The sequence below is a fragment of the Streptomyces sp. NPDC007971 genome (assembly GCF_042958635.1).
Taxonomy (GTDB): Bacteria; Actinomycetota; Actinomycetes; order Streptomycetales; family Streptomycetaceae; genus Streptomyces.
Genome location: NZ_JBIBJK010000010.1, coordinates 125,504 through 145,921 on the forward strand (window position 1 = coordinate 125,504; position 20,418 = coordinate 145,921).

The 20,418-nt window shown below is 70.1% G+C and carries 22 protein-coding genes and 1 pseudogene; 17 read left to right on the forward strand and 6 right to left on the reverse strand.

What is annotated here, in order from left to right; translation table 11 throughout:
- Positions 1 to 240 precede the first annotated feature (240 nt).
- From ACFZCP_RS22260 to ACFZCP_RS22315, 12 genes and pseudogenes are all read left to right on the forward strand, one after another.
- Complete coding sequence (locus ACFZCP_RS22260) at positions 241 to 501, forward strand: hypothetical protein (RefSeq protein ID WP_391429179.1); 261 nt, start codon at positions 241 to 243, stop codon at positions 499 to 501.
- Between the two features lie 75 nt (positions 502 to 576).
- Positions 577 to 897, forward strand: a complete 321-nt coding sequence (locus ACFZCP_RS22265) for a hypothetical protein (RefSeq protein WP_391429181.1) — start codon at positions 577 to 579, stop codon at positions 895 to 897.
- Between the two features lie 134 nt (positions 898 to 1,031).
- A complete protein-coding gene (locus tag ACFZCP_RS22270) occupies positions 1,032 to 1,568 on the forward strand; it encodes a DUF5994 family protein (protein WP_391429183.1) in 537 nt (178 codons plus the stop codon).
- A gap of 71 nt (positions 1,569 to 1,639) precedes the next feature.
- Positions 1,640 to 2,095, forward strand: a complete 456-nt coding sequence (locus ACFZCP_RS22275; RefSeq protein ID WP_391429185.1) for an STAS domain-containing protein — start codon at positions 1,640 to 1,642, stop codon at positions 2,093 to 2,095.
- Positions 2,092 to 2,508 (forward strand): DUF5994 family protein, encoded by a 417-nt coding sequence (locus ACFZCP_RS22280; protein ID WP_362689234.1) that lies wholly within the window; start codon positions 2,092 to 2,094, stop codon positions 2,506 to 2,508. The genes ACFZCP_RS22275 and ACFZCP_RS22280 overlap by 4 nt, the downstream gene beginning before the upstream one ends.
- Positions 2,509 to 2,719: 211 nt before the next feature.
- Entirely contained in the window at positions 2,720 to 3,058 is a 339-nt protein-coding gene (locus ACFZCP_RS22285; protein WP_391429188.1) for a MerR family transcriptional regulator, read from the forward strand.
- Positions 3,059 to 3,300: 242 nt separating this feature from the next.
- Positions 3,301 to 3,504, forward strand: a complete 204-nt coding sequence (locus ACFZCP_RS22290; protein WP_069779708.1) for a cold-shock protein — start codon at positions 3,301 to 3,303, stop codon at positions 3,502 to 3,504.
- A 207-nt stretch (positions 3,505 to 3,711) separates the two neighbouring features.
- Complete coding sequence (locus ACFZCP_RS22295) at positions 3,712 to 5,208, forward strand: DEAD/DEAH box helicase (RefSeq protein WP_391429191.1); 1,497 nt, start codon at positions 3,712 to 3,714, stop codon at positions 5,206 to 5,208.
- Positions 5,209 to 5,359: 151 nt separating this feature from the next.
- Entirely contained in the window at positions 5,360 to 5,695 is a 336-nt protein-coding gene (locus tag ACFZCP_RS22300; RefSeq protein ID WP_391429561.1) for a CBS domain-containing protein, read from the forward strand.
- 34 nt (positions 5,696 to 5,729) lie between these two features.
- Positions 5,730 to 6,017: an SCO5918 family protein gene (locus ACFZCP_RS22305; RefSeq protein ID WP_391429193.1), complete on the forward strand. Its 288-nt coding sequence runs from the start codon at positions 5,730 to 5,732 to the stop codon at positions 6,015 to 6,017.
- Between the two features lie 14 nt (positions 6,018 to 6,031).
- Positions 6,032 to 6,237, forward strand: a pseudogene (locus ACFZCP_RS22310) (type II toxin-antitoxin system VapB family antitoxin).
- On the forward strand, positions 6,234 to 6,428 hold the full coding sequence (locus ACFZCP_RS22315; RefSeq protein WP_391429195.1) for a hypothetical protein: 195 nt from the start codon (positions 6,234 to 6,236) through the stop codon (positions 6,426 to 6,428). The pseudogene ACFZCP_RS22310 and the gene ACFZCP_RS22315 overlap by 4 nt, the downstream one beginning before the upstream one ends.
- 111 nt (positions 6,429 to 6,539) lie before the next feature.
- On the opposite strand, the gene ACFZCP_RS22320 is transcribed toward ACFZCP_RS22315, so the two are convergent.
- Positions 6,540 to 6,704 carry a hypothetical protein gene (locus ACFZCP_RS22320; protein ID WP_391429197.1) on the reverse strand — a complete coding sequence of 55 codons (165 nt, stop codon included), beginning with the start codon at positions 6,702 to 6,704 and terminating at the stop codon, positions 6,540 to 6,542.
- A 19-nt stretch (positions 6,705 to 6,723) separates the two neighbouring features.
- Here ACFZCP_RS22320 and ACFZCP_RS22325 point away from each other — a divergent pair, with 19 nt between their 5' ends.
- Together ACFZCP_RS22325 and ACFZCP_RS22330 are read left to right on the forward strand one after the other, a co-directional pair.
- On the forward strand, positions 6,724 to 6,924 hold the full coding sequence (locus ACFZCP_RS22325) for a hypothetical protein (protein ID WP_391429199.1): 201 nt from the start codon (positions 6,724 to 6,726) through the stop codon (positions 6,922 to 6,924).
- A 41-nt stretch (positions 6,925 to 6,965) separates the two neighbouring features.
- Positions 6,966 to 7,493, forward strand: coding sequence for a TetR/AcrR family transcriptional regulator (locus tag ACFZCP_RS22330; protein ID WP_391429201.1), 528 nt, complete (start codon positions 6,966 to 6,968; stop codon positions 7,491 to 7,493).
- A 289-nt stretch (positions 7,494 to 7,782) separates the two neighbouring features.
- On the opposite strand, the gene ACFZCP_RS22335 is transcribed toward ACFZCP_RS22330, so the two are convergent.
- Positions 7,783 to 8,331: a DUF4232 domain-containing protein gene (locus ACFZCP_RS22335; protein ID WP_362689206.1), complete on the reverse strand. Its 549-nt coding sequence runs from the start codon at positions 8,329 to 8,331 to the stop codon at positions 7,783 to 7,785.
- A gap of 627 nt (positions 8,332 to 8,958) precedes the next feature.
- Here ACFZCP_RS22335 and ACFZCP_RS22340 point away from each other — a divergent pair.
- Positions 8,959 to 11,109 carry a PQQ-binding-like beta-propeller repeat protein gene (locus tag ACFZCP_RS22340; protein WP_391429204.1) on the forward strand — a complete coding sequence of 717 codons (2,151 nt, stop codon included), beginning with the start codon at positions 8,959 to 8,961 and terminating at the stop codon, positions 11,107 to 11,109.
- 144 nt (positions 11,110 to 11,253) lie between these two features.
- Here ACFZCP_RS22340 and ACFZCP_RS22345 read toward each other — a convergent pair whose 3' ends face one another.
- The 4 genes from ACFZCP_RS22345 to ACFZCP_RS22360 all read right to left on the reverse strand — a co-directional run bounded on the left by ACFZCP_RS22345 (position 11,254) and on the right by ACFZCP_RS22360 (position 15,913).
- The gene (locus tag ACFZCP_RS22345; protein WP_391429206.1) at positions 11,254 to 12,093 is read right to left on the reverse strand and encodes a hypothetical protein; all 840 of its coding nucleotides are present in this window, start codon (positions 12,091 to 12,093) and stop codon (positions 11,254 to 11,256) included.
- A gap of 183 nt (positions 12,094 to 12,276) precedes the next feature.
- Entirely contained in the window at positions 12,277 to 12,516 is a 240-nt protein-coding gene (gene ilvN, locus ACFZCP_RS22350; RefSeq protein ID WP_391429208.1) for an acetolactate synthase small subunit, read from the reverse strand.
- A 7-nt stretch (positions 12,517 to 12,523) separates the two neighbouring features.
- Positions 12,524 to 14,404 (reverse strand): acetolactate synthase large subunit, encoded by a 1,881-nt coding sequence (locus tag ACFZCP_RS22355; RefSeq protein WP_391429211.1) that lies wholly within the window; start codon positions 14,402 to 14,404, stop codon positions 12,524 to 12,526.
- Positions 14,405 to 14,881: 477 nt separating this feature from the next.
- A complete protein-coding gene (locus tag ACFZCP_RS22360) occupies positions 14,882 to 15,913 on the reverse strand; it encodes a hypothetical protein (RefSeq protein WP_391429213.1) in 1,032 nt (343 codons plus the stop codon).
- A 375-nt stretch (positions 15,914 to 16,288) separates the two neighbouring features.
- On the opposite strand from ACFZCP_RS22360, the gene ACFZCP_RS22365 reads away from it, so the two are divergent.
- Entirely contained in the window at positions 16,289 to 17,806 is a 1,518-nt protein-coding gene (locus ACFZCP_RS22365) for an MFS transporter (RefSeq protein ID WP_391429563.1), read from the forward strand.
- Positions 17,806 to 20,382, forward strand: a complete 2,577-nt coding sequence (locus ACFZCP_RS22370) for an AMP-binding protein (RefSeq protein ID WP_391429215.1) — start codon at positions 17,806 to 17,808, stop codon at positions 20,380 to 20,382. The genes ACFZCP_RS22365 and ACFZCP_RS22370 overlap by 1 nt, the downstream gene beginning before the upstream one ends.
- The last annotated feature ends 36 nt before the right edge of the window (positions 20,383 to 20,418 follow it).

The window sequence follows — 20,418 nt, forward strand, 5'->3', positions numbered from 1 at the left end:
GGGCGGTCGGGCGGTCGGGCGGTCGGGCGGTCGGGCGGTCGGGCGGTCGGGCGGTCGGGCGGTCGGGCGGTCGGGCGGTCGGGCGGTCGGGCGGTCAAGGAACGCATGGCCGGCCTCAACCGGCATATCCTTCAAAAGGGGGCGGCCGTGGAAACGCGACGCAGCCCCCGCACCGTCGCCCGGTGTTTCGGGCAGCGACCGGAGTCATGGTTCGTATCCGTCGCCTGCCAGGAGGTCCTTATGGAGCACGAGCCCCTGCCCTCCGAGGGCCACGCCGAGGTCCGCATCGTCGCCGCGACGCCGGACGTCGCCCGTCGCGTCGCCGAAGTGCTCCGGCGCTGCTTCGACTCGACCGAGCAGCGCAGCTACCCTGCCGGGCGCGAAGGAGGGACCCGGCTCCATCTCACCCTGGACACCGATCACGCCGCAGAACCCGCACGGTCCTGGCTCGCGACCAGCAAATCGACAGAGCAGGCGCACGCTCACGCCGACGAGGTATGAACCGGGTCCGTGAGGCCACGCGGATCCACCGTCGCGTCCGTCCCCGCGCGGCCGTCACCCCGGAGAACGACAGCCATGACGAAACTCCGCGAACGCAAGAACAACCGGGAGGCGGTTCTGCGGTCCCTGTACGGGGCCGTCGCATTCAATCGCCCCGAGGTCAGCGGATCGGCGCTCCACGCCGAGCTGGGCCTGCCCGACGAGGACCTCTCCGCCGCCTGCGCCTATCTGGCCGACGAGGGCTTGATCAGCGTCGACTGGACCTCGCACCGGACCCCCGCGGCCGTCTCGCTGACCCATGAGGGCATCTGCCTGATGGAGGAGCTGGAGGAAGAACAGGAGGAAGAACAGGAGAAGGAACAGGAGAAGGCGGAGACGACGGAGCCGGACGGCTGACGCGGCCGCTTCTGCTCGGCCAGGAGTAGCCTGAGCGCACCGAGGGCTTTTCGCGCAGCGCTTCCGGCGGTGCCGTTCCCGGTGACGGACGAAACGGGCAGTCGTCCCCACGGCTCCCGGGACGGGACCGCACGATGGAACCCACCAGAACGCCGGCCGAAGGCGCGTCCGGTGCCGACGCGCAGACGTACCGCATGCCCCTGCCCCGTCCGACCCTCACCCCGGACGTCAGCCACGGCCCGCTGGACGGGGCCTGGCGGCCGCGCTGCGACGCGCTGGAACTCGAACTTCCCTCGCTCGTCGGCTCGTTGGAGCCGGAGCCGGAGCCGGAGCCGGGAGCCGCGATACGGGTCACCGTGGACCCGGCCGCATGGCCCGACGCCCCGCACACGGTCATGGCGCCCGGCCGGACGATCGCCGTGGAGTCGGCTGGGCCCGGAAGCGACGCGCACGTGATCACCCTGGACTGCGGCACCGTGGGACGCTGGGTGCTCCTGGTCGTCCCGCCCGAGGAGCCCGCCGGAACAGCCGCCCGGTTGCTGGCCGCCGCCGCCGACCCCGAGAACCCGCTGACCGCCGCGCGCATGCTGAACCTCGCCTGGGGGTGCCCCCAGGCCGTTCAGACACTGGGGGAGGGTCGCCCGGTACGCGCGACCGGAGAGACGGAATGAGGCACGGGGCCCCTCTGGAGCCCTCGGCAGGGCCGACCGACCGGCCCCAACCACCTTCCTCGCACGAGCCGTTGCCCACCCAGGACGAAGCGCCTGCGCTCTTCGAGGAGTGCCGCATCGTCCGCGCACACGGCGAACTGGACGCGCGGACCGTGGCCCCCCTGGTCCGCGCCTTGGCCGAGGCCCGCGCGGCCCGGCCCGGACGGCTCCTCCTGATCGTGGACCTGAGCGAGGTGACCTTCACCGACTGCAGCATCCTGACGCCCCTGTGCGAGGCGTGGTCCCACTGCCGCGCCCGCGGCGGCTGGATACGCATCGTGTACGACAACCACACGACCGACCTGGTCTTCCGCCACACCGGCCTGCTCGACCGCTTCCCCGCCTACGCGAACGCACAGGACGCCTGGGAGGGCCGAACGGCCGACGCCGCACTCCGCCTCACCGCGAGCGCGCTCCTGGCCGCCGAGGCGCACCGTCCGGCCGAGGACGACGTACCGCGCCGAACCACTCGACAGGACACCTCATGAGCGAACGACTACGGCGCCCGCCGCCGGCCCCGCCCCTCCTCCGCCTGTACCTCGCGCCCGAGAGCACCGTGCCACGCCGTATCGACGGGGCCTGGTGGCCGCGTACCTTCGATCTCCTGGCAGAACTCCCGCCGCTGCTCTCCGGTCTGCCCCGCGCCTGGGGCCAGATCACCGGTGTCCTGGTGAACGACACGGGGTGGGCCGGGGCGCCGGGCCGCATGCTCGTCTGCAACCAGGTCGTCCGGCTGCGCAGGACCCCCACGGCGCGCGCGCCGAGCACCATCGTCCTGATGGCTCCCGCCCATGGGCGCCGGGACCTGCTGGTCGTGCCACCGGAGGCCACCGAGCGGGCCGCCGGATCCCTCATGTCCGCAGTGGGACTCGCACCGGAGCAGGACCACTTCGCGAGCTGAGCGCGCGGGTTCGGTCCATCCGGCGGCACGGGCAGGGGGAACTGCGGCGACTCGTCCGGCTGTGCGCGGAAGGAGATCTGTCACGGCGAGTCCACATCTCCGTGCCTGCCGGAGTTAGGGTTGTCGCGCGACGCGGATGGCGCTGAATCCTTCGGAGACCGGCGCCAGGCACGTCCGGGTCCGTCGCCGCGTCCCCGAAAACGAAGGTGCCATGCCCGCTGAGAACATCTCTGCCGCAGGCAGCCTCGACGATGACGACTATCCCGCCTACACCATGGGGCGAGCCGCAGACGTTCTCGGCACCACCCCCGCCTTCCTCCGCGCCGTCGGTGAGACCGGGTTGATCGCTCCGCTGCGTTCGGAAGGCGGTCACCGCCGCTACTCCCGCCGTCAGTTGCGCGTCGCCGCCCGCGCCCGGGAGCTGGTCGAGCAGGTCACCCCCGTCGAGGCCGCGTGCCGCATCATCACCCTGGAGAACCAGCTCGACGACGCCCTCCGCCTGAACCGGGAAATGCGACGGAGGCTGGAGGAGCGCGGCGCGAATATCTAGTCTCACCAATGCAGATACACGGGCGCCAGCGGGATGAGAATGGGCGGGCGATCCCGAAAAAACATGACCGCTTCCACCTGCCTGTGTTAGCGTGATACCAGTTGCAGTTTTGGTTGCCAGAGATGTTGCTGGAAATTTTTTTCTTTGCAGAGCTTTCCGGATCTTTCCGGAGGGATGATCATCGCGGCGACTCGGCTCCGCAAAGTGCGGAGTCCGGCACTGCCCCTCAAGGGAGATTCAATATGGCATCTGGCACCGTGAAGTGGTTCAACGCGGAAAAGGGCTTCGGCTTCATCGAGCAGGACGGCGGCGGCGCTGACGTGTTCGCCCACTACTCGAACATCGCCACCCAGGGCTTCCGCGAGCTTCAGGAAGGCCAGAAGGTTACCTTCGACGTCACGCAGGGCCAGAAGGGCCCGCAGGCCGAGAACATCGTTCCCGCCTGACACTGACGTGAACGTCGCGAGCCACCGGCTCGCGCATCATGTGGCTGGGGCCCGCACTCTTGGGGTGCGGGCCCCAGCCCATTTTTTTTCTACTCCGTAAGGCCGTGAGGAACGTCAACCCGAGGTCTTCGGATTTCACTCGGCCATTCCTGTGATTCCCCCCTCAAGGAATTCCTCGATACGTGCCGCATCGAGGAAGGCCCCATCGTGCACCGCACCCGTTCCAGTAGCTCCAGCAGCTCCAGCCGCTTCCGGGCCCAGGAACCGCACCGTCGAAATTCCGGTCCGGGCCCCCGGCACAGGAGCGGCCAACGAGCACACCCCGCCGCGCGCCGGCAGGAGTTCGCCCTGCCGGTCACCCTCACCGAGCCGCTGCCCGCGGTCGGGACGTTCGCCGAACTGGACATGCCCGCACGGCTGTCGGCCGCGCTCCGCGCCGAGGGCATGACCGTTCCCTTCCCGATCCAGGCGGCCACCCTGCCGAACGCACTGGCGGGCCGGGACGTCCTGGGGCGGGGTCGTACGGGCTCGGGCAAGACGCTCGCCTTCGGCCTGCCGGTACTGGCCCGCCTCGACGGGCAGCGGGCCCAGCCCAAGCAGCCGCTCGCACTCGTCCTCGTCCCCACCCGGGAACTGGCCCAGCAGGTCACCGACGCACTCGCCCCGTACGCCCGCGCCCTGCGGCTGCGTCTCGCCACCGTGGTGGGCGGCATGTCGATCGGCCGCCAGGCGAGCGCGCTGCGCGGCGGAGCAGAAGTCGTCGTCGCCACGCCCGGCCGGCTCACGGACCTCATCGAGCGGGGAGCCTGCCGGCTGGACCAGGTCGCCGTCACCGTCCTGGACGAGGCCGACCAGATGGCCGACATGGGCTTCATGCCGCAGGTGACCGCACTGCTCGATCAAGTCCCCTCCCGCGGCCAGCGGTTGCTGTTCTCGGCCACCCTGGACCGCAACATCGACCTCCTCGTGCGCCGTTACCTCCATGACCCCGTAGTGCATTCGGTCGACCCGTCCGCGGGAGCCGTGACCACCATGGAGCACCATCTGCTGCACGTGCGCGACGCCGACAAGGAAACCGCCGCGACCGAGATCGCCGCCCGCGACGGACGCGTGATCATGTTCCTGGACACCAAGCACGCGGTGGACCGGCTCGCCCAGCGCCTGCTGTCCGTCGGGGTACGCGCCTCGGCCCTGCACGGCGGAAAGTCCCAGCAGCAGCGCAACCGGACGCTCGCCCAGTTCAAGGACGGCCACGTCACGGCCCTGGTGGCCACCAACGTCGCCGCTCGCGGAATCCACGTCGCGGGCCTCGACCTCGTCGTGAACGTCGACCCTCCCGGCGACCACAAGGACTACCTGCACCGCGGCGGCCGTACCGCCCGTGCCGGCGAGTCCGGCACCGTCGTCACCCTCGTCCTGCCGCACCAGCGGCGCGCGGTGGACCGCCTGATGGCCGACGCCGGCATCACTGCGCGTACCGCGCAGATCCGTCCGGGCGAGGCCGAACTGCAGCGCATCACCGGCGCCCGGACCCCCTCCGGCCTGCCCGTCACCCTCACCGCGCCGGTCGACGGACGAAGCGAGGGCAGACGCGAGGGCAAGGGATCCGCCGGCCGGAGCCGCAGGGGCCGGGCCGCCGGCAACGGCGGGAGCGGCCAGGCTGCCGCCCGCGCCCGTCGCTCCGCCCCGAGGAACACCCCGTAGCCCAGGTACGGGGATGTACTCCCAGCAGTCAGGCAGATCCGTCGCCCGTCCCGCCCGCCCCGACGAAGAGGAGAAGCCCTTGACGCAGAATCCGTCCCGAACACAGCAGACCGACAATGCCGACGGCACCGGTCTGACCGCCCGCGACGCCATGCACGCTCCCGGGCCCCAGGTCGACGACCACATGACGGTCGATGTGGCCCTGTCCGTGCTCATCGGTGCCCGCGTCCCGCACCTGCTCCTCCAGGACGAGGACGGGCGGTGCGCGGGACTGGTCACCCGGGCCCAGCTCACCGCGCACCGCGGCGGCTCGTGGTACAGCGACCGGACACGGCTGCGGGACATCCCGCTCGACCGCGGACCGTTCACCTCGTCCGTCGCCGTACTCGGCGAGGCGGAGACCGCCATGCGGAACCGGACCCTGGACGCGTCCCCCGTGATCGACGAACACGGCTACGCCCTGGGCGTCCTCGCCCTCACGTCCTGAGGCATCACCCCCTGACCGCCCTGCGGAGGCATCCATGCGCTGTGTCATCGCCCGTTTCCCCTTCGACCTGACCAAGATCGAGGTCGAGCAGTCGCTGAGCGGCATCACACCCGAACCCGCCACCGGCGTGTGCGTGACCATCGGCCGCCGCGTCTACCCCGTGATGCAGGTCGGGGAAGCGATCACCAGGCAGAGCCGCCGCGACTTCACCTCGGTCGAGATGCACCGAGCACTGACCCGCCTCGGCTTCACCTGCCACGACGCGCGCCCGGTCACGCCGCACTGGGACGCGCGAGCCGACGAGCGTGCGCTCGACTGGTGACGTCTTCCCGTGCGATGCAGCACCGCGTCGACGCGCTCGCGGACGCGTGCATCCTCAGTGCCCTCGGCACCAGCACCAAGAAGGAGACGGTGAACACGGCGCTGCGCGAGGTGCTGGAGAACCGAGGCGGGCCCTGGCGCTCACCCGCCTACGGGCGTCGGCGGGAGAGGGCGCCTTCGACCTCGGCCTCTTCGAGGACAAGGGGAACTACCGCCGGTGAACGCCGCGCAATGCCTGATCGACACCAGTGCGCTCGCCCGACTGCTTCACGGCGACGCCGAGCAGTACGGATGGGACCAGGCGGCAGCCGCCGGGCTCATCGCCACCTGCCCCACCCCCCGGGATTTCGAGTGCATCGCCGCCGTCACTGGCCAGGCACTCCAGTGGTACGGCCCTGAAGCCGGCAAGTGAACCAGGTGCAGGCGGGACACGTCGCCGGATGGCTCTGCACTCGCGAAGCGCTCCCCGAACCGGACATGCGACAGTGGTGAACGGTGCCGACAGCTAGGCCTCTGTCTCCTTTTAGCAGTTGAACTTCTCCACCTTGCCGTTGTGGAGGTACCAGAAGTCGGCGGTCGGCGCGTCGACCTTCGCGCCGGTCGGCTCGACGGTGCCCGCCGGCGTCCGGAGCGGCCCCTCGAACGTGCCCTGGATCGACAGCTCGAGGCTGACCACGTCGCCGTTCACGGTGATGCGCTGCGAATGTTTGATTTACCTGCTGGGACGGCTGTCGCGCCCCGAGGGTGCGGGCTTCGGCCTGGAGTTCTGCGGTCGCCCGGCGCGCCGCCCGTCGGGCGACCGGCTGCTTGACAGCAAAATCAAGCAGCTGTTTGAGTTCTGCGCATGGCGCCAGAACGGACAGATCAACGCCGCGAGGCAGGCCGGCGGACGCGGGACGGCCTGCTGACCGCCGCGCAGGAGTTGCTCGCGCGACGCGGCCAGGAGGGGGTGACCCTCCGCGAGATCACGGATCGCGCGGGAGCCAACGTCTCCGCGGTGAGCTACCACTTCGGGTCGCTGAAGGGGCTGTGCGATGCGGCGATCGAGAACGCGCTGGAGCGGTATCTGGACGCGCAGATCGACGAGGTCGCCTCGCTCGACACCGCATCCGGCCTCGAGGATCTGGCCGCGGCGTTCGCCGGGCCGATGATGCGTGCGCTGGCGGCCGACGGACGGGATCTGGCGGTCATGCGGACGGTGGCTCGCGTCGGGATCGACCCGCCGGAGGGCTGGGGCCGGCTGACAGCGAAGTTCCAGCAGTCCCGGCGGGACATCGTCCGGCATCTGTCGGCGAGGATTCCCGGAGTCGACGAGCGGGAGCTGGAGTTCCGCATCCGGTGCGCGGCCGGCCTGCTGAACTGGCTCGTGCTGGCGCCCCTAGGTAGCGAACTGGCCGCCGAGCCCCCTGAGCAGATCGAGCGGTGGCTGGTCCCCGTGCTGGCCGGGGCGTTCCGCGGCTCCCCGAGCACCGGCTGAACCGGGCTGACACGCCGGCCCGGACGGGAGATTCAGGAGAGCGGGGCACGCCGTCGAGGTGTGCATCCGCGACGACGCCGCCCGCTGGCCGTACGAGCCGAGGTCACCCGTGACCGGGCAGGCGCCGCCGCTTCCCGGGCCGAGAGCGCGCGTTCGGTTCTCGTCCCCCGCTCCACAGAGAAGCCCCAGGTCGGTGGCCTGGGGCTGTTGTCGCTACTCCGCGTTGTGGGGCGCCCGCTGCGTCATCGCCGTCGTCGGCGGGGTGGACCGGCCGCGAGAGCCGGGGCGACTACCAGGAGAGGGCGTCCTTGGCGTTGTCCTGCCAGTAGGTGACGATGGCACCGCTGTTGAAGAAGACACCGTTGTTCGGCAGCTGCAGGGTCTTCTCCTTGTCGGTCGCGTTGCCGTTCCTGTCGGTGAAGATCACGCCCAGGGTCTTCTCCTTGGCTCCGCCTTCGCCTTCGGGGGTGGAGGTCGTGATGCCCGCGTACGCCGACTGGCCGTGCTGGAGCGTCACCACGGCCTGCGGCGTGGTCTCGTCGGCCCACGCCAGGGGGGCCTGGGCGTCGGCGCCGGCCCTCAGGTCGGGGGCGATGTAGGCGTAGCAGGGCTTGGTGCCGGTGTTGGTGGCCTTGAGCAGCAGGTGGTTGATCGGGCGGGACACCTCGGTGACGGTCAGCTTGGTGTTCGCGGCGGTGCAGGTGACGACCGAGGGGGCCTTCACGGTGGCGGCGGACGCGGTCTGCTCGGTGGCCTGGAAGCCGACGAGCGCGAGGGCGGCGGCGGCGACCATGGAGGAGGCGGTCGCACGGGAGACGAAACGAGGGGCGATACGCATGGGTGGGCTGCTTTCTCTGAAATATCCGGAAGAGGATCTTCCGACTGTGGGCTGTACCGGTCGGTCTTGTGCTGGTTGTGCTGCGTGTGGTGTGCGTGGGCGCGCCGGAAGTGCGGCCATGAACGCGGAGTCGAGCGAGGACGATCACCAGGTCCGGTGAGGCGCCGCGCTTGGACGACCCGAGCCTGTGCCATGCGGCGTTCCATCCGCCATTCCCTGCGGGAGTTTCGGGATGCTGGAATGCTCGCACCAGCTCTGACCTGCGCAAACGCGGCCTTCCTGGGATGCCGAATGGAATGCAGGACGGTGGGCGCGGGCGACGGGACCGCCGTCCGTGGGGAAACGGGCACACAGGAACACCTCGGCGCACCTCGGCGCAGCTCGACGTACTTCGGCGCACCTCGGCGCAGCTCGACGTACTTCGGCGCACTTCGACATCGACTTCGACAGCGACTTCGACAACAGCCTGGACGGGCGGGAGTTGAGCCCTCGTCCGGACGGACGACCCGTCGCACGGCTCAGGGACCCAGGGACACCGCGGCGCGATATGCGCTCCTCCGTTCCCTGGGCGGCAGGGCCTAATCTGATCCCGATGAGGCAGACAGGCGCTGGGAAGGACGATCGGCGATGACGCCCCTGAGCACCGGGGACCCGGAGTCCATAGGCGGGTACACCCTTCTCGGTCGGCTCGGGGCGGGCGGCATGGGAGTCGTCTATCTGGGGGTCTCCGCCTCGGGACGGCAGGTCGCGGTCAAGCTCGTGCACGGGCCGTATGCCCAGGAGGAGGAGTTCCGGACGCGCTTCCGGCAGGAGATCGCGGCAGCGCGCAGGGTGAGCGGTGCCTTCACCGCACCTGTCGTGGACGCCGACCCGGACGCCGACCGGCCGTGGATGGCGACGCTCTACGTGCCGGGGCTCAACCTTGCCGAAGCCGTGGAGAAGGACGGCCCGCTGAACCAGCGGGAACTGCGCGCACTGGGGCTGGGGCTCACCGAGGCGCTGCGCGACATCCACCGGGCGGGCCTGGTGCACCGGGACCTCAAACCGCGCAACGTCCTGATGACCGGGGACGGGCCGCGCGTCATCGACTTCGGCATCTCGCGCACTTCCGACAACCAGGGCCTGACCACGACCGGGCGGATGATCGGCACTCCGCCCTTCATGTCGCCGGAACAACTGGAAGCCCCCCGGGACGTCACCCCGGCCTCGGACGTGTTCTCGCTGGGGTCACTGCTGGTGTTCGCGGCCGTCGGCACGGGACCGTTCGACGCCGGCAGCCCGTACATAACCGGCTATCAGGTGGTGCACGGGACACCGGACCTCGGCGGGGTGCCCGAAGCTCTCCTGGGCATCGTCGAGCGCTGCCTGGACAAGGATCCGGCCGCACGGCCGGAACTGACGGACATACACCGCATGCTCCGGGCGCTGCCGGAGTCCGACGCCGCCGAGTCCCCGACGACCGGACAGTCCGCGCAACCCCGGCGCCGCCCGAGCGCGGCCGGCACCTCCCCGGGTGCCACGACCGGCACCGGCACCGGCACCGGCAAGCGCCGCCGGGCCCGGATGCTCACCGGCCTCGGCGTGGCGCTGGCCGTCACGGGACTGTGTGTCGGGGTGGGTGTCTTCGTGGCCGACCGGGACACCACCACCTCCTCCGAGACCGCCGCCACGGCCACCGCCCGTGCCTCGTCACTGCCCGACGGCTGGCGGCCGTGGCGCACGGAGCTGCGGCACGACGTGAGGGGTGTCCCTCTCGACTACGACAGCCCCGGATGCTCGGCGGAGGGAACCGCCCTGTTCTGCGGCGGTACGGGCTACACGGTCGCCAGGATCGACGCGGCCTCCGGCCGCACCCTGTGGCGGACCGGCACCCGCCCTCAGGGGGCGCAGCCGATCGGGGTTCGCGACGGGCTGGTCTATGTGTACGAGGATCCCAACGACAGCATCAAGCGTGTGGTGGCTCTCGACGCCACTACCGGGAACCGGCGGTGGCAACGCGACATCAGCAAGTCCGAGGACGCGGTCCTGTACGACGGCGGGCTGCTGACCCTGTCTCCCGACCACGCGTCGTTCGTGGCCTACGGGCCTTCCGGCAAGGAACTGTGGCGGGCGCCCTCGCGGGACACGTACTGCGCTCCGTCGGCGCTGGGAGGCGTCCCCTATGCCCTGTGCTATCGGGGCACCGAGCCCGACCAGTCCCCGTTCGAGCTGATGAAGCTCGGACCCGGCAGCCTGACGGGGACCGCCAGACTGCCCGAGAAGGCGCAAGCGCTCGGCACGGTCGGCGGGCAGCCCCTGTTCCTCGCCCCCCAGACCGCGAAGGACGTGTACGACGCCGGGTACGAACGGCCGTACAACGCGCTGCTGCGGGTGGCCTCGGAAACCGGGCGGATCAGACGGATACCGCTGGAACGTCCGCTGACCGGCGCGGCCACCCTGGTGGACGGCGTCGTCTACTTCGTCCGGTCCGACGGGCTGGTCACGGCGGTGTCGGCGGACAGCGGCAGACAGCTGTGGCAGAAGGTGACGGACGTGGAGAGTCTGTCCGCGCCCGCGGTGTCGGCGACGTACCAGCGGGTCTATTTCTCCAACCGCTTCGGCCGTCTGCTGGCACTGGACAGCCGCACCGGAGCGCAGGTCTGGCGCACCTCCGCACTGGACGACCCCGGGGACAAGACGCAGGACTACCCGCCGCGCGTGCTGCTGGTCAAGGACGCGATCGTGGCGATGGCCGGCGACACGGCCTTCTCCCGGAGCCCGGACGGGCCGCCCACCTGACCGTGGCGCCGCAGGAGGCCGTCGGTGTCGTAGGGGAAGACCTGTTCGTCCGGTTCGTCGCCGGGTGCCGGCCCCGACTGCCGTCTCGGCGGTCCTCGGGGCAAGACCGGGTGAGCCGGGTCCGGCGCAAGTGTCCCGGCGCTCTCACAACACCTGGGGAAGCACGCTGAGCATGTTCGGCTCCGTGGTGAGCTGGGCGATGATCAGTGCTGACCCGATGGGAGTCAGGACATGCCTGACCGCCTTGCCCACACGATGCGTGGCGACGAGGCCGCCGTTGCGCAGAGCGGCGACATGCACCGACGCCGTGCCGGCGCTGACGCCGAGCCGGTCCGCCAGATCGCCGGTGCCACAGCCGTCGCCGATGTTGAGGAGCGCCGCCGCACGTCCGCGCCCGAGCAGGGCGCCGAGCCGGGTGGGGGCGACCACCTCGTCGCGGTCCCACAGGCTGCGATGCCCGGAGGCCGGGTAGGTGATCACGGTTCCCGTCCTGTTGGCCAGGAGCACGCGCGTCGACCGGAAGACGGAGGGCACCAGGACCAGGCCGCCCGCCCCGCCCTCGATCCCGTCCCGGGCGTCGCGGACGGTGAGACCGGGCAGACGATCGACGACGTGACGCACTCCGTAGGCGGCCAGGTGGTGAGCGCGCAGCGCGACGTCCGACTCCAGGACGGTCCTGATACGAGGCCAGTCGCCCATCAGACAGTCCTGGAAGAACGCGCGCGCCGGCTCCTCCAGCGGCCCCAGGGCAGTGATGTCGAGCTCCTGACGGCGTGCTGCCGCGTCCGGGCGGTGGAGCAACTGCCCGGCCACGGAGCGGATCTGCTGACGCAGTGCGGCCGGCGGAAGGCTCGTCGCGTGACGCTGTGCCGACTCCATACCGCGCCGGCGCCGCCCCTGCCGGACCGGGTACTGCCCGCGCAGGACCTCGGCTGCCGACAGCACCTCCAGGAGCGGCGAGACCAGAAAGCGGCATCCGGACAAGGCACTCGTCGTGATGGCCAGCGGTACCGGACCGTGCGACCCCGGCCGGCCGGGTTCCCGGTCCGTTTCTCGTCCGCGGACCTGTCCCGGCAGGGGACGGGTGGGGGCAGTGGGCATCCGGTGCGGTCCTCCTCCGCTCGGCCTGCGTGACTGTCGGCGACCTGCTCCTTTCGACAGGGAGGGCTATGCGCTCCGTTCCTGGACCGAGATGACGTTCACCAGCTTGTCGAGCTGCTGGATGATCTGCTCCAAAGGACGCTCGTCCACGTCGACGACGATCGACATACGGGACGTGGCGGGCTCGTCGGACGGGCCCACGGACAGCGACTCGATGTTGAATCCCCGGCGGGAGAAGAGTCCGGCCACCCGTGTGAGGGCTCCGGCCTTGTTCTCCAGGCTTATGGTGAGGGTGTGTTTCGACATGGTGCGCCTATTCCTCGTTGTCGCCGAAATCGGGCCGGACGTCGCGAGCGGCCATGATGTCGTCGTTGGAGGTCCCGGCGGCGACCATCGGCCAGACCATGGCGTCCTCGTGCACGATGAAGTCGATGACCACCGGCGCGTCGTTGAGTGACATCGCCTTCTCGATCGTGGCGTCGAGCTCGTCCGGAGATTCGCACCGCAGCCCGTGGCAGCCCATGGCATCGGCGAGTTTGACGAAATCCGGAATGCGCGTACCGGTGTTGGGGCCGCTCGTCGTCGTTTCTCCGGCGTGGAGCACGGTGTTCGAGTACCGCTGTCCGTAGAACAGGGTCTGCCATTGGCGCACCATGCCCAGGACGCCGTTGTTGATGATCGCGACCTTGATGGGAATCCTGTTGAGTGCGCAGGTGACGAGTTCCTGATTGGTCATCTGGAAACAGCCGTCGCCGTCGATCGCCCAGACGGTTGCCTCCGGCTGCCCCAGCTTTGCGCCCATCGCGGCCGGAACGGCGTACCCCATCGTGCCGGCCCCACCGGAGTTGAGCCAGCTTCGCGGCCGTTCGTGGTCGATGAACTGGGCGGCCCACATCTGGTGCTGGCCCACGCCCGCGGCGAAAATGGTGTTCTCGCCGGACAGCCGGCCGATGCGCCGGATGACGTGCTGCGGGGAGAGGGCACCGGCCGGGGCCGGTTCATGGCCCAGCGGATATGTCCTGCGCCAGGTGTTCAGCTGCTCCCACCAGGCCGTGTAGTCGAAGGCGTTCTGCTCGCGCTCCTGTTCGTCGCGGACGGCCGGTACGAGGCCGGCGAGCACTTCACGGGCGTCACCGACGATCGGGACGTCCGCGGCCCGGTTCTTCCCGATCTCCGCCGGGTCGATGTCGGCGTGCACGATCGTGGCGTGCGGCGCGAAGCTGTCCGGCTTCCCGGTGACACGGTCGTCGAACCGGGCGCCCAGAGCGAGGATGAGGTCGGCTTTCTGAAGGGCCGTGACGGCCGTGACGGTGCCGTGCATGCCCGGCATGCCCAGATGCTGGGGATGCGTGTCGGGAAAGGCACCGAGACCCATGAGTGTGGTGGTGACAGGGGCACCTGTGAGTTCTGCCAGCGTTCTCAGCTCGTCGGTGGCCTGCGCCTTGAGCACACCACCGCCGACGTAGAGGACCGGACGCTCGGCTCGGGCGAGCAACCGGGCGGCCTCGCGGATCTGCCGGGCGTGCGGTACGGCGGACGGGCGGTAGCCGGGCAGCCGGTGCTCGGCCGGCCAGCGGAAGACCGTGTCCCGCTGCAGTGCGTCCTTGGTGATGTCGACCAGGACCGGCCCGGGGCGGCCGGTGGAGGCGATGTGGAAGGCCTCGGATATCGCACGCGGGATGTCGTCCGGATCGGTGATCAGGAAGCTGTGCTTGGTCACCGGCATGGTGATGCCGCAGATGTCGGCTTCCTGGAAGGCGTCCGTGCCGATCGCGGAGCTGATCACCTGTCCGGTGATGGCCACCAGGGGAACCGAGTCCATGTAGGCGTCGGCGATCGGAGTGACGAGGTTGGTCGCGCCCGGGCCGCTGGTCGCCATGCAGACACCGACCCTGCCGGTGGCCTGCGCATAGCCGGTCGCGGCGTGGCCCGCGCCTTGTTCGTGCCGCACCAGGACGTGCCGCACCTTGGTCGAGTCCATGAGGGCGTCGTACGCCGGAGTGATCGCTCCCCCCGGGATGCCGAACGCGGTGTCCACACCGACCGCTTCGAGGGACCGCACGAGGGACTGTGCACCTGTCATGGGTTCTTCGAGGTGGTGGGGGGCGGGAGTTTCGGCGATCTGCGTCATCGGTTCTGTTTTCCCTTGCTGGTGTCGCTCCTGGCAGGAGGGGCTGCCCGGGCGGCGGCGCATGTGTTCGGCTGCGAGCCCTGGATCGAGGTCGTCCGGGGCTGCTGGGCCGCCGGTGAGCCAGGGGCTGCGGCACGGGAGGGCCCGGACGTCATGCGTTGCTTGTGCGGATAGGCAAGATGAGCCAACACTGCGGTCCGTAGGCCGACGCGTGGTCCGCGCGCATACCGGACGAGGAGCACGACAGAGCAAGTCCGTTGCCGCGCAAGGTGTGTATCCGCTGGTGAGCGGGTTTTGATTTAAACATAGTCGATCTTGGTGCCGTCCATGGCCGTCTCAGATGCCGGAAGCTCACCGGCCACTCTCGGCCACGGCCGACCGACGCCCTCCCCTCTCGACGGGAACCCGCATCTTGTTTGCGACAGGTAATTCCGAGGGCGTTGCGGGAGCCGCCCGACAGCACAGGGCCCCCGTGCCGCCACAGGGCCGGGTGGCCTCGACGTGACGGCACGAGGGCCTCGTTGGCGGTGTCCGAGCGGTTCAGCCGTTGATCAGGTGGTCGGTGCCCGGCACCAGATGGGGCTGATGAGGCGCCATGTCGTCCACGTTCACTGTCTTGATGATCCAGCGGGTCTGCAGCGCCTCGGGGTCGCCGACGTTGACGACTTCCTTGGCGTGGATCGTGTGGTTGTTGTAGGTGATGACGAAGTCGCCGGGCTCGATGAACACGCGCTCCTTCAGCCTGTGCAGGGTCTCGGCGACCTTGGGGACGATGGCCTTGGCGGCGTCCGTGACGCCCACCGTCCGGTTCTCGAAGAACCGGAGATCCTCCGGGCCGCGACCGCCGATGATCGGGTGCAGGTCCGCCTCGCCGAGCTGCACGCGGCCGCCGCCCATGGTGCTCAGGTCGTCGAAGGGCGTGTAGAACTCGGCGGAGCGCAGCAGCGCCAGCTCGTCCTCGGTGAAGGACTCGATGACGTCGATGTTGCGGACGAAGGAGGTGTAGACCTCGTTCACGGGGTTGCTCCGCATACCGACCATGTACACCTGGTCGGGGCGGACGAAGTGGTTGGCGAGGTCCTTGTGGAAGTGGATCTGCTTGAGCGCTTTCTGCGACTGGCTGGCCTGCAGCCGCCGTTGCGGGTAGATGTCCTGGAAGACGTCGCCGTCGTTGACGTTGACGTACCCGATCGCCGGCGTGCCCGCCAGCAGGGCGAACAGCGCGAGGAACCCCTCCGCGACGAACGTCGTCTTCAGCTCGTACTTGGAGCGCACGGGCTGGTCGAAGTCGAACACCGGCACATCCCGGTCGTACGGAACGTTCTTCAGGACGACGACGGGCTCGACGGTCCGGTCACGGGTCGTCAGAGAGTCGACGTACGCACGGAATCGCTCCGGTACCACACCACCGGCTATGAGCTGTCCCACCTGGAAGCGGTGGGCCTCGTAGAGGCGGTACGGGTTCGCGGTGACGCCCTCCAGCGCGGCCTCCAGGGCTTCGCGCTCCGCATCGGTGAAAACGAACTCAGGAGTGATGGTCCAGCTGGTCCCGGCAGTGGCTTCGACAGTCATGTGTACCCCTTTGACGGATTCCCCCACCGGCAGTGGGGCCGGCACTTGTTGCTGCGCGCAGCCGTATTCCGGGCTCCGCGCCTCGGCGACGGAGTCAATCCGGCCACTTACCTGCTGTCCATGTATTTGAGACAGAGTCAAAACCTTCGCGCGGGCACTGTGATGCAAGCCACCCACGCATTGATCTTCGTCGCTGCCGACTGCTAGGTTCTGAATCCAGCGCGGCGAAAACCGGCTCGCGCGAGCGGGGTGCACAGGACCACGACCCAGGAATGTGCCCCAACTGCTGCGGCGTAGAACAGCGACACTTCTGTTTCAACCGCTCAACATCCGCATGTTCACATGGCCGGAACCGAGAAACGAATGTCGCTGACAATGAGCCGCCCCAGAACAACGCCTCGTACGCGCGGCGTTGTCGCCACCGCCTACCTGAGCCTTTTCATGGTCTCCGCGGACAATTCCATCATCAATACCGCGGTCCCCAGAATATCGGCGTCCTTGGGTGCGGGTACGCCGGACGTGCAAATGGCGATCGACGCCTACATGCTGGTGTTCGCCTCGTCCCTGATCATCGCCGGCAGTCTCGTCGACCGGATGGGCGCGCGGCGCTCCTACGCCCTGGGGGTCGGCGTGTTCACCGCCGCCTCGCTGCTGGGGGCGTGCGCGCCCTCGGTACCCGCGCTGGTCCTGTCCCGCGCCGGAATGGGGGTCGGGGCGGCGTTCGTCGTGCCGAGCATCTTCGGGCTGTTCGCCGCGGAGTTGACCGACGACGGCAGACGGCGGGTCCTGGCGCTGTGGCCGGCGGTCGTCGGTCTGGGCGTGGCCGTCGGCCCGGTCCTCGGCGGTCTGCTGCTGACCCGTTTCTGGTACGGATCCATCTTCCTGCTGAACGTCCCCGTGGGGGTGCTCGCCCTCATCGGTACCGCCGTCCTGATCCTGCCCGTTGCCCCGGCACCCGCCGCGCGGCGTCCCAGCCCCGTCGGAGCGGTGCTCCTGCTCATCGGTATCGGCCTGTTCGCCTCGGCCGTCATCTTCGCCGTCGACGACCGGGTCCCCGGCTGGCTGCGGTTCGGCCTCGGCGCGGCGGGCCTGCTGACACTGGTCGGATACACGGTCCACGAGCGGCGCACGGACCGGCCGCTGTTCGACCTCGGCTACTTCCGCGAGCGGAAGTTCACCGGCGCCGTCGTGGCCATGTCCGGGCTGTTCTTCGCCCTCTTCGGCACGGTGTTCCTGGCCGGCCAGTTCACCCAGTACGGGCTGGGCTGGAGTCCGCTGCAGGCCGGTGCCGGTCTGCTCCCCCTCGCGGTGGGGCTGACCTTCGCCTCGCTGACCTGCGTCAGGTTCACCACGTGGCGCGGCCCCAGGGCGGTCGTGGCCACCGGGCTCGGCCTCGGCGCCCTCGGCTGTGCCCTCTGCGCGGCTGCGGCCACGGATCTGCGCTACCCGCTGCTCGCCGCGGGGCTGCTGTCCTGCGGACTCGGCATGGGATGGTCCGTCGGCCCCGCACTGACGCTGATCGTCACCAGCCTCCGGCCGGCCGACGCCGGTGTCGGCTCCTCCGTGAACGCCATGTTCCAGCAGATCTGCGGCGCCGGCGGTGTTGCGGTGATGGGCCTGGTCTTCTCCGCCGGGTACGGAGCGAAGATCGCCGACACGCCCGGCCTGCCGACGGCGGCGCGAACGGTCGGCGGCGGCTACGACCTGCTCGCCCACGGATCGCGGCAGTCCACGTCGTGGTTCGTCCACGGGATCGGCTCCGGCCTTCTCACCGCCTGGATCATCGGCGCCGTGGTGGCATCGGCCGCCGTGGTCACCGTCCTGCTGGTCCTGCCCTCTGCCCCCACGACCGCGGCCTCCCTCACTCCCGGATCGCGAAAGGTGAACGTCTGATGACTTCCGAAACGGGCGCCCTGCTGTACTCCGCGATCGCCGGACATGCGCACGAGAGGCCCCACGCCACGGCGTTGTCCCACGGCGATCACCGACTGACCTACCGTGAACTCGCCGATGCGGCCGATTCCCTGGCCCTGCGGCTGGGCGGTCTCGCCGTTGCGCCGGAGACCGTGGTGGTCATCGATCTCCCGGTCGGTCCCGAGACCGTCGTCGCGATGGCCGCGGTCAGCAAGCTCGGCGCGGCCTTCACTCTGCTGGAGCCGGATCTGCCGGAGCCCCGCAAGCAGTTGATCATCGAGGACTGCCTCCCCGTCGCGTTGATCACGGAGTCCGGGGTGACGCGTGGTCCGCGGCCCGGGTCCCCGCTGGACGAACGGCTGGTCCGCCGCACCTCACCCGCCGCGTACATCGGCTACACGTCCGGCTCGACCGGTGTCCCCAAGGGCGCCGTCATCGAGCAGGCCGCACTGGAGAACCACGTTCGCGGAACGGTCGACTGGTACGGCCTGGGGCCGTCCGACAGGCGGCTGTTCTTCTCCTCGATCGCGTTCGACCTCGCGCTGGAGCAGATCTGCACGTCCATGGCCGTCGGCTGTGAGCTCGTCTTCCGGGACGAGACCTTCGTCTACGGCGGAGCCGACGACTTCCTCCACCACTGCCGCCGCCTCGGTGTGACCGTGCTGAGCCTGCCGACCGGCGTGTTCAACGGGTTCGGCGCCGAACTGGCCCAAGCGGCCGATCACTCGGCTCCCGACGTGCGGCTGGTGATGGCCGGCGGCGAGGCACCGACGCAGGCGGCGGTGGCGGCGTGGGCGAGGATCTCCCCCACCGGCACCCGCGTGGTCAACGGGTACGGCCCGACCGAGACGGCCGTCGTCGTCTGTTACCGGGATCTGATGCCCGGCGATGCCGTCGCGATCGGCGCACCGCTGGACAACATACGCTTCCGGCTGGAACCCCTGGACGCTCAGAGCGGGGCGACCGGGCTGGTCATCCAGGGTGTCGCGGTCGGCCGTGGCTATCTGGGGCACGCGGCGTCGTCCTCTGCGTTCTGCATGATCGACGGGGAATGGTCCTACCGCACCGGGGATGCGGCCACAGCGCGCAGCGACGGCGGCTACGACCTGCACGGCCGCTTCGACTCGCAGGTCAAGGTGCACGGCGGATTCCGCGTGGAACTCGGCGAGATCGTCTCCCGGCTGCTGTCGGTGGACCACGTCCTCGATGCGGTCGTCGTCCCCTTCGACGGCGTCGGCAGCCGCCTGCTGGCCGCATGGGTCCGGCTCGACAGGACCCTCGCGCCCCAGGGGAACACCGAGACGGACCTGCTGCGGCGGCTCTCCGCCACGCTTCCCGAGTACATGGTCCCCTCCCGCGTCACCGTGCTGGACGAGTTCCCGCTGACGTCACGCGGCAAGGTCGACCGCGCCGCGCTGCGCGAGCTCGCACAGGCCCGGGCGGGCGCCGGCGCCGAGGAGGACGCCGACCCGGCCGACGTGGGCGAACAGCTCCGTCTGGCATGGCGCCACGTGCTGGGCAGTCCGCCCCCGGACGAGTCGGCCAGTTTCTTCGCGGTCGGCGGCAACTCGGTCAGGGCCATCGAGCTGATCACCCAGGTGCGCGTCAGGCTCGGCGTGCAGCTGCGCGCGGCCGAGCTGTACCGGACCCCCCGTTTCGACGCCCTCGCCCGCCTTCTGACCGATCGCCGTGCGGGGATACCCACCGCGCACCACACCACCGGCACCACCCTCGTGACGATGCGCCCGGGGGACCGGGACAGGTTGTGGGTCTTCCTTCCACCGCTGTCCGGGGCCGTCACCCGGTACGCGGCGATGTCCCGGATGCTGCCCGCGGGAGACACCGTGTGGGCCATGGAGACTCCCCCCGAGCTGTCCGGCAAGGGAATGGCGACGCTCGCCGACGGGCTGGCCGAAGTGCTCCTGGCCCAGGGCGCCGACCGGTTCGGCAGCATCTGCGTGTCCGGATTCTCGCTGGGTGGCGTGTTCGGCTACGAGGTCGCCCGCCGGCTCCGTGACCGCTGTGGTGATGCGGTGCGCGCCCTGCTCATCGACCCGCCGGATCCCGGTGCGCACCGCGTGAGCGTGTACGACGCCTTCGACATCTTCGTCCGGGTCGGGTGGTCGATCCCCACGCCCGCGCAGCAGTTCGTCCACGAGGACGGCGGCTTCGACCTCGCCGCGGTCACGGTCGCGGCCAAGGACGCGGGGACGCTGGCCCGGGACGCCGACCAGCAGGAGATCGCGGACGCCTGGACCGTGTACGAGTCCAACGCGCGGATTCTCGACGGCTGGGTGCTGAGCCGGCCCGACGGGCTGCACGTGCGCCTCCTGCAGGGCGACACCGGTGGCGAGATCGACTACAGCCGCCGCGGCCCGGCCACCGTCGCCGGCCACGGGGACCGGCCGTGGACGCGGGGACGAGCCATCGGCCAGTGGCGGGACATCCTGCCGGACGACGTGGTGGACAGGCTGCCGGTCGACCACTTCGCCCTGCTGGAGGCCCCCAACGACGAACTGGTCCGGGACTGGCTCGCGGCACGGGCGCACCGGTGAGAGCAGCGAGGCCGATCGCCCTGGGCCCGTCCGGTC

Excerpts from the sequence above, each read along its gene's own strand:
- ACFZCP_RS22300 (WP_391429561.1), top strand. The coding sequence starts at position 5,360 with ATGCACGCTCCCGGGCCCCAGGTCGACGACCACATGACGGTCGATGTG.
- ACFZCP_RS22285 (WP_391429188.1), top strand. The coding sequence starts at position 2,720 with ATGCCCGCTGAGAACATCTCTGCCGCAGGCAGCCTCGACGATGACGAC.
- ACFZCP_RS22340 (WP_391429204.1), top strand. The coding sequence starts at position 8,959 with ATGACGCCCCTGAGCACCGGGGACCCGGAGTCCATAGGCGGGTACACC.
- ACFZCP_RS22335 (WP_362689206.1), bottom strand. The coding sequence starts at position 8,331 with ATGCGTATCGCCCCTCGTTTCGTCTCCCGTGCGACCGCCTCCTCCATG.
- ilvN (WP_391429208.1), bottom strand. The coding sequence starts at position 12,516 with ATGTCGAAACACACCCTCACCATAAGCCTGGAGAACAAGGCCGGAGCC.
- ACFZCP_RS22280 (WP_362689234.1), top strand. The coding sequence starts at position 2,092 with ATGAGCGAACGACTACGGCGCCCGCCGCCGGCCCCGCCCCTCCTCCGC.
- ACFZCP_RS22365 (WP_391429563.1), top strand. The coding sequence starts at position 16,289 with ATGAGCCGCCCCAGAACAACGCCTCGTACGCGCGGCGTTGTCGCCACC.
- ACFZCP_RS22265 (WP_391429181.1), top strand. The coding sequence starts at position 577 with ATGACGAAACTCCGCGAACGCAAGAACAACCGGGAGGCGGTTCTGCGG.
- ACFZCP_RS22260 (WP_391429179.1), top strand. The coding sequence starts at position 241 with ATGGAGCACGAGCCCCTGCCCTCCGAGGGCCACGCCGAGGTCCGCATC.
- ACFZCP_RS22290 (WP_069779708.1), top strand. The coding sequence starts at position 3,301 with ATGGCATCTGGCACCGTGAAGTGGTTCAACGCGGAAAAGGGCTTCGGC.
- ACFZCP_RS22270 (WP_391429183.1), top strand. The coding sequence starts at position 1,032 with ATGGAACCCACCAGAACGCCGGCCGAAGGCGCGTCCGGTGCCGACGCG.
- ACFZCP_RS22355 (WP_391429211.1), bottom strand. The coding sequence starts at position 14,404 with ATGCGCCGCCGCCCGGGCAGCCCCTCCTGCCAGGAGCGACACCAGCAA.
- ACFZCP_RS22370 (WP_391429215.1), top strand. The coding sequence starts at position 17,806 with ATGACTTCCGAAACGGGCGCCCTGCTGTACTCCGCGATCGCCGGACAT.
- ACFZCP_RS22305 (WP_391429193.1), top strand. The coding sequence starts at position 5,730 with ATGCGCTGTGTCATCGCCCGTTTCCCCTTCGACCTGACCAAGATCGAG.
- ACFZCP_RS22360 (WP_391429213.1), bottom strand. The coding sequence starts at position 15,913 with ATGACTGTCGAAGCCACTGCCGGGACCAGCTGGACCATCACTCCTGAG.